This is a genomic window from Salinivibrio sp. MA607 (assembly GCF_001996245.1).
Taxonomy (GTDB): domain Bacteria; phylum Pseudomonadota; class Gammaproteobacteria; order Enterobacterales; family Vibrionaceae; genus Salinivibrio; species Salinivibrio costicola.
In genome coordinates this window covers 22,395-29,398 of record NZ_MUFJ01000038.1, presented here as the reverse complement: position 1 = coordinate 29,398, position 7,004 = coordinate 22,395, and the positions used below count along the sequence as shown (strand labels likewise).

General features: G+C 44.7%; 6 protein-coding genes. All 6 read left to right on the top strand.

Annotated features, from left to right (window positions below):
- The first annotated feature begins 323 nt into the window (after window positions 1-323).
- The 6 genes from tssB to tagH are packed head-to-tail and all read left to right on the top strand — an operon-like array spanning window position 324 to window position 7,004.
- Complete coding sequence (tssB, locus tag BZG81_RS14445; protein ID WP_077461344.1) at window positions 324-833, top strand: type VI secretion system contractile sheath small subunit; 510 nt, start codon at window positions 324-326, stop codon at window positions 831-833.
- A gap of 43 nt (window positions 834-876) precedes the next feature.
- Window positions 877-2,349 carry a type VI secretion system contractile sheath large subunit gene (tssC, locus tag BZG81_RS14440; RefSeq protein ID WP_077461343.1) on the top strand — a complete coding sequence of 491 codons (1,473 nt, stop codon included), beginning with the start codon at window positions 877-879 and terminating at the stop codon, window positions 2,347-2,349.
- 2 nt (window positions 2,350-2,351) lie between these two features.
- On the top strand, window positions 2,352-2,789 hold the full coding sequence (gene tssE, locus BZG81_RS14435) for a type VI secretion system baseplate subunit TssE (protein WP_025740375.1): 438 nt from the start codon (window positions 2,352-2,354) through the stop codon (window positions 2,787-2,789).
- A 5-nt stretch (window positions 2,790-2,794) separates the two neighbouring features.
- The gene (tssF, locus tag BZG81_RS14430) at window positions 2,795-4,564 is read left to right on the top strand and encodes a type VI secretion system baseplate subunit TssF (RefSeq protein ID WP_077661566.1); all 1,770 of its coding nucleotides are present in this window, start codon (window positions 2,795-2,797) and stop codon (window positions 4,562-4,564) included.
- Window positions 4,565-4,575: 11 nt separating this feature from the next.
- Window positions 4,576-5,529: a type VI secretion system baseplate subunit TssG gene (tssG, locus tag BZG81_RS14425; RefSeq protein ID WP_236719535.1), complete on the top strand. Its 954-nt coding sequence runs from the start codon at window positions 4,576-4,578 to the stop codon at window positions 5,527-5,529.
- Between the two features lie 2 nt (window positions 5,530-5,531).
- Entirely contained in the window at window positions 5,532-7,004 is a 1,473-nt protein-coding gene (tagH, locus tag BZG81_RS14420; protein ID WP_077577318.1) for a type VI secretion system-associated FHA domain protein TagH, read from the top strand.

Genomic DNA, 7,004 nt, shown 5'->3' with positions numbered 1-7,004 from the left:
GATTTAAACGCAATAAAGAAAACATCTTTTTATTTGTTTTTTAGAGTTTTTACTCGCTAACATGATGTTTACATATAAATTGTCATGACAATGTCAAGGTGTCAGCGTTGCGTGTGTTTTTGATCATAAAAAATAAWAATGAGGCATTACTCCAAAATTATGCATTTTTAATTAATGTCTAATTTTTCGTTATGTATGCTGGCGCACCGTCAGTGATTGCAGCACAACAGGTCATTGATGTTTGTAAGATGTTAACGCAGTCCAGCGTGGCAGGATCATTCCTGGCTGTGCTGCCATTTTGGTGAAGGTATCGAGGGTTCAAAGTGTCCAAAGAAGGAAGCGTTGCGCCAAAAGAGCGCATAAATATCAAGTACGTACCTGCAACGGGTGACCAGCAAGCGGAAGTAGAGCTGCCACTTAAAACCTTGGTTGTTGGTGATTTTAAAGGTCACACTGAAGACACGCCGGTTGAAGAGCGTGCGACAGTATCAGTCGACAAAAACAATTTTGAAGATGTAATGCGTGAAAGTAATTTACATCTTTCCACCACTGTAAAAAATCAACTTACTGATGATAAAGACGCTGAACTGCCTGTTGAGCTGTCTTTTAAATCAATGAATGATTTTGCGCCTGACTCTGTTGCAGCTCAAGTTCCCGAGCTCAAAAAACTAATAGAGCTTCGTGAAGCCTTGGTTGCGTTAAAAGGTCCTCTTGGCAATATTCCAGCATTCCGTGATCGCTTACAGGAGCTGCTTAACTCTGAAGAGTCCCGTGAGAAGTTGCTTGCTGAGCTAAGTATTGTCAGTAGTGATGATGACGCTCCGAAAGAGTAATTGATTCAAACCAGTAGTAACTTAAGCCTTAGGAAATAGAAACATGTCTACAAGTGAATCAGTCGTAGAGTCTCCTGAAGTCAAGGAAGGTGGCTTACTTGACGAGATAATGGCGCAAACGCGTATTGAGCCTAGCGAAGAAGGCTATGATGTCGCAAAGAAAGGTGTCGCCGCCTTCATCGAAAACCTCGTTGGCAACGATCAAACCCAAGAGCCTGTTAACAAAGCACTTGTTGATCAAATGCTTGTTGAGCTTGACAAAAAGATCAGTGCTCAAATGGACGAAATATTGCACGACACGTCTTTCCAAGAAATGGAATCGGCATGGCGTGGACTTAAATTATTTGTCGATCGGACGGATTTTCGCGAGAACAACAAAGTTGACATCTTGCATGTGACCAAAGATGAGTTGCTAGATGACTTTGAGTTTGCGCCTGAAACAACGCAATCAGGTCTCTATAAGCACGTCTACTCATCAGGTTACGGTCAATTCGGTGGTGAGCCAACGGGTGCCATTATTGGTAACTATGCCTTCACCCCATCTACGCCAGATATGAAGTTGCTTCAATACATGGGTGCGCTAGGTGCGATGGCCCATGCGCCATTCATCTCAAGTGTTGGACCTGAATTTTTTGGTATTGAGTCGTTCGAAGAGCTGCCAAACATTAAAGATGTCAAGTCCATCTTTGAAAGCCCTAAATATACCAAGTGGCGCTCAATTCGTGAATCTGAAGATGCACGCTATTTGGGTCTGACTGCACCGCGCTTCTTGTTGCGTGTTCCGTACGATCCAACCGAAAATCCGATCAAATCTTTCGTGTATCACGAGAACGTTAGCCAAGCTCATGAACACTACCTTTGGGGGAACACCGCATTTGCATTTGCAACGCGTCTAACGGATAGCTTTGCTAAATATCGTTGGTGTCCAAATATTATTGGGCCACAAAGCGGTGGTGCAGTAGAAGATCTTCCAGTTCATGTTTATGAATCGATGGGCGCACTACAATCCAAAATCCCGACGGAAGTGTTGATCACTGACCGCAAAGAATTTGAGCTTGCCGAAGAGGGATTTATTGGCTTGACCATGCGTAAAGGTAGCGACAACGCTGCTTTCTTCTCTGCCAACTCAATCCAAAAACCGAAGGTGTTCCCAAACACCAAAGAAGGTAAAGAAGCGGAAACCAATTATAAGCTCGGTACACAGCTACCTTACATGATGATTATTAATCGCTTGGCGCATTACATCAAAGTGCTACAACGAGAGCAAATTGGTTCTTGGAAAGAACGCCAAGATCTGGAGCGAGAGTTGAATACTTGGCTCAAACAATATGTCGCTGACCAAGAAAACCCACCAGCAGATGTACGTAGTCGTCGACCACTTCGCGCTGCCAAGATTGAAGTGACTGACGTTGAGGGTAATCCTGGCTGGTATCAGGTGTCTTTGGCCGTTCGTCCTCATTTCAAATATATGGGCGCGAACTTTGAACTGTCTCTTGTTGGTAGGCTTGATCAGTAATCATGGCATACGTTGCGCTAGAAGACAGTGCATTTGGTGTCGGCTTCTTGGAGCGTCTTGAAGCCGGCGCTAAACCTGTATCTGTCACTCAGGGGCCGAGTAGCCCAGACGTGGTGAGATCGATCAAACGCAATATTGCCAATGTGCTGAATACACGTATTGGCGGGGCGCAAAGCTCTCCTGAACTCGGTCTGATTGATTTCAACGATGCGACACTCGAAAGCTTAGACTTATCGCTCAGAGTGAAACTCGCGATCAAAGACTGTTTAGAGAGATATGAACCGCGGCTAACAAATATCCTGGTGACATCAGACTTTGATCCGCATTCACCGTTAATGTTGCGGTTTAATATTGTTGCTACCGTCAACAGTGAAGCGCTGCACGAGAAAGTTCAACTTAGCTTGTTTTTAGACCAGAACCGCCAATATCGGGTGTTGTAAATCGCATGACGAAAGACAAGTATTTTCGAGAAGAACTCGCGTTCTTGAAAGAGCAAGGTAAAGCTTTTACTGAACTGCATCCCCAACTGGCTCGCTTCTTACACGGTCGACACACCGATCCTGATGTAGAGCGGTTACTAGAGGGATTTGCGTTCTTAACGGGCAAGTTGCGCGAAAAAGTGGATGATGACTTTCCAGAGTTAACTCACTCAATCATTAATATGCTTTGGCCCAATTATTTACGGCCAGTCCCTAGCATGTGTATTGCGCAATTCAAACCAGAAGAAAGTCTCAGTGAAAAGCAAACTGTGGTGAAAGGGACTGAGCTTGATAGTAAGTCTGCCATGGAAACTCAGTGTCGCTTTCAAACTTGCCGTGACGTTGATCTTTACCCGCTTTCTTGCTCCAGCGTTCATGCTGAACATACGCGCGAGGCGACGACAATACAGCTACAGATGACGCTCAGTGGTGATATGTCGGTACGAGATGCCAACATTAATAAACTGCGCTTTTATATTGGCGGAGACAAATATAGCGCGCAAATGCTCTATCTGTGGTTGAGTCATCATCTAGAGAAGGTAACGGTGCATGTTGATGGAACAGCATTTTCGTTACCACGTGATGCGTTTTCATCTGTCGGATTTAACGCCGGCGATGCTTTATTGCCATATCCGCAAAATGTTTATGATGGTTATCGTGTGCTGCAGGAGTATTTGTCATTTCCAGAGGCGTTTCACTTTGTTGACATCGGGGGGTTAGATAAAGCCATACCGAGTAATGTATATGGACAGTTTACGGTGCAGCTGCATCTCTCTAAAACCTTGCCATCGGATGTCAGAGTCAGACCTGAAAGTTTTCAGCTTTACTGCACACCTATTATTAACTTATTCAATCATGATGCAGACCCTATTGATTTAACGGGAAAAAACACTGAGTACAAGGTGATCCCGTCGAGTAATAAACCGGCTCACTATGAAGTGTTTAGTATTGATAGTGTCACTGGGCGACAAGACAAGATTATTGATGGCCAGCCTATTCGCGGTCAGAAGCGGACTTATACGCCATTTGAAAGCTTCCAGCATGAAGTTGAGCGCGTGCGTAACCGCGAGACACTCTATTACCGAGCGCGTGTCAAAGACAGTATTCGYGGTGATGGATTCGATTCTTTTATCTCTTTCATTCGAGGGGACGAATCGACATCCGTGGACGTCGATGAAGCTGTTTCGATTAAGCTGACTTGTACGAATAGACAGTTACCTTTGGAGTTAGGCGTCGGTGATATATCGTGTCCAACGGATAGCTCACCACCATTTGCAGAATTCGAGAATATCACCATTCCAACTCAAGCACTCCGTCCTGTGCTAGATGGCAGTTTATTATGGATGTTGATTTCTAATTTATCGCTCAATTATTTGTCATTGTTATCCAAAGATGCACTTAGCTGTGTATTAACAGCGTATGATTTTCGTGCGCTTGTCGATCGTCAAGCAGAGCGAGTAGGTAAGAAGCGGCTAAACGCGATTGAAGACATTCAATCAAAGCCAATGGATAAGCTATTGAGAGGAATGCCTGTCCGTGGCTTACAGTCGACGATTTATCTTAATCAAGACGGGTTTGGTTCTGAAGGCGATTTATATTTATTTGGAACGGTACTCAGCCACTTTTTCTCGTTGTATGCGAGCATTAATTCTTTTCATGAGCTCACCGTCATCAACACAACGAATAATGAGAGCTATACATGGCAGACGAGAGTCGGGAAGCAACCACTCATTTAGAAGAAACAGAAATGAGTACCGCTGATCTCGTAAAAGATGCGCGAGTGTATAGCTTCTTCCAATTAGTTGAGCTTTTGCAGAAGCATAAAGGGCTTAACCCAGAGGAAGAAGAATGGGAGCGCGAGTGCCAGTTAGTGTTTAGTGCAAATCCCAGTCTTGGGTTTGCTGCATCAGATATAGCATCGCTGGATCAAGTGAATGATCACACAGTGATGCTTACGAACTTTTTAGGACTTGCGGGCTCACAATCGCCACTGCCGGCATTCATTACAGAGCAACTGCTACATGAAGAGCCAGGAGGAATTAAAAGACCCTTCTTGGACTTTTTTAATAACCGATTGATCGCATTGGTCTATCGCATATGGCGCAAATACCGCTATTACGTCAGATTTCAGCCAGGTGCGGAAGATCAGTTTTCGGCACAGTTATTCGCACTTGTTGGGCTGGGTGATCCCCAGTTAAGAGGGGACACCCCGATAAACTGGTGCAAAATGTTGGCTTATGCCGGGACGTTAGCGGGGCGAAGCCGATCACCGACAGTGGTTGCTGGCATCATCGCGCACTGTTTTGATCTTGAACATGTAGAGATCCGCCAATGGGTAACGCGCAAGGTAAAGATTGCGAAAGAGCAACAGATGTCTCTTGGCTGTATGAATGGTCGCCTTGGTGAAGACACTGTGATTGGAGAGTCGGTTTTTGATTGCAATGGAAAGTTCGTTATTTGTATCAAAGATCTGACACGAGAGCGTTTTAATGATTTTTTACCGGTCGGTAAAGAGTATCAGCCTTTGTGTAAGTTAGTTGAATTTATTCTGCGTGAGCAGATGGCATTTGATTTGGAGTTGTCGATGACAGATGAAGAAACACCTGCTCTTCAGCTGGGGCAACACATAGCGCTGGGATGGACATCTTTCCTTGGCGAAGAGCTGCAAGATAAGCGTGTATTAATTCAGGTAAGGCAATAACGATGGTCTCACAACATCAAAACGGCATAACACTCGTAGTCGCAAACGCGCAAACCTTAGAATCTGGTTTGTCGGCACAGATTCGTTTTGTGGAATCTGGTGGCACCATTGGCGCATCGCCCGCCGTGCATTGGCGATTAAAAGATCGTTTAGGACGCGTGCATGATTTGCATTGTGAGATCTTAATGGTGGATGGTGCTTTTTGTGTGCGTGATGAGTGTGGACAGACCTTTGTTAACGGTACCGATATGCCGCTTGGTAAAGGGCAATTAGCACGTTTAGCACATAAAGATGAAATGCAAATTGGCCCATATGAGATACGCGTGTTAACCGGAAAAAACGAAGAGGTTGACGCTGGACATATTGATACGCTTTTTGATTCTAACCACACAGATTTGTTAGCGAATGGTCATGAACCAGTCGATGACGAGCCCGAGCTTGAAGATGTATCAGCGCCTATTGATCCCTTGGCCGAGCTAGAGGCATCGACACATATCCAAGGATCAAACTGGTTATTGGATGGTGAACCAGCCGAGCAGATCAGTGAAACGGGTAATCTGATTTCAAAGAAAAACTTGGTTGAAAAGCAACCTTCGTTTACGCCTCAGGCCGACAGCGAAGATGTCATGTCTGCCTCTGTGCGATTGAAGCGTATTTTTGGATTCGGTCAGAAAAAAAACCAGGCCACCAGTAACAAGTCAGATCAACAAGTATTGGATGCACAGCCAGCGAATATGGCATCACATACTCCTTCCAAGCCGATAGAAAATGAGATGAAGCCAATGGACGAAAAAGAGCTAGGACTTCTCGAGCAAGAAGTGGCCAAGAGTTTGCAAAATGAATCATCGCCTACGCCGTCAAATAACCATGGTGGACACGGGCAACACTTATTAACGGGTCCAATGCTAGAAGGGCTTGGTGTTCGTATAACGAATGAACAAGATGTTCAACGGATGCATTTCCTGTCACAAGAAATGGGTCAATCGTTACAAGCGTGTTTAAAAGGCTTGCTAGCACTGCACGAACAAGCTGCAGAAGGACGATTTGGAACGATGAACCGTAATCTTCAACCTATTGAAGACAACCCGTTACGTCTTGGTCTTTCTTACCAAGATACGGTTCGCACTATGTATGACGCGGATAAAAGCTTAGTTCATTTGTCTGCGCCTGCAGCCATTGCTGAGAGCTTAAAAAATGTAAGAGATCATAATGAAGCAACGCAGGATGCGATTTCAGAAGCATTAGATCAAATATTAAACGCGTTTTCACCGGAAGTGCTGTTACGTCGTTTTCAACATTGTCGACGCAATACGGACGCACATGAAGATGGTGAGTCGGCTTGGGCGTGGGAAATGTATTGTAATTATTACAAAGAGCTTACATCTAACCGTCAACAAGGCTTCGCTAAACTCTTTTGGGAAATATTTGAGCAGGTCTATGACAAACGTATTCGCGAAAAACAACAGGAGGGCTAA

Coding starts and splice junctions, on each gene's coding strand:
- tssC (WP_077461343.1), top strand. CDS start 877: ATGTCTACAAGTGAATCAGTCGTAGAGTCTCCTGAAGTCAAGGAAGGT.
- tssE (WP_025740375.1), top strand. CDS start 2,352: ATGGCATACGTTGCGCTAGAAGACAGTGCATTTGGTGTCGGCTTCTTG.
- tssG (WP_236719535.1), top strand. CDS start 4,576: ATGAGTACCGCTGATCTCGTAAAAGATGCGCGAGTGTATAGCTTCTTC.
- tagH (WP_077577318.1), top strand. CDS start 5,532: ATGGTCTCACAACATCAAAACGGCATAACACTCGTAGTCGCAAACGCG.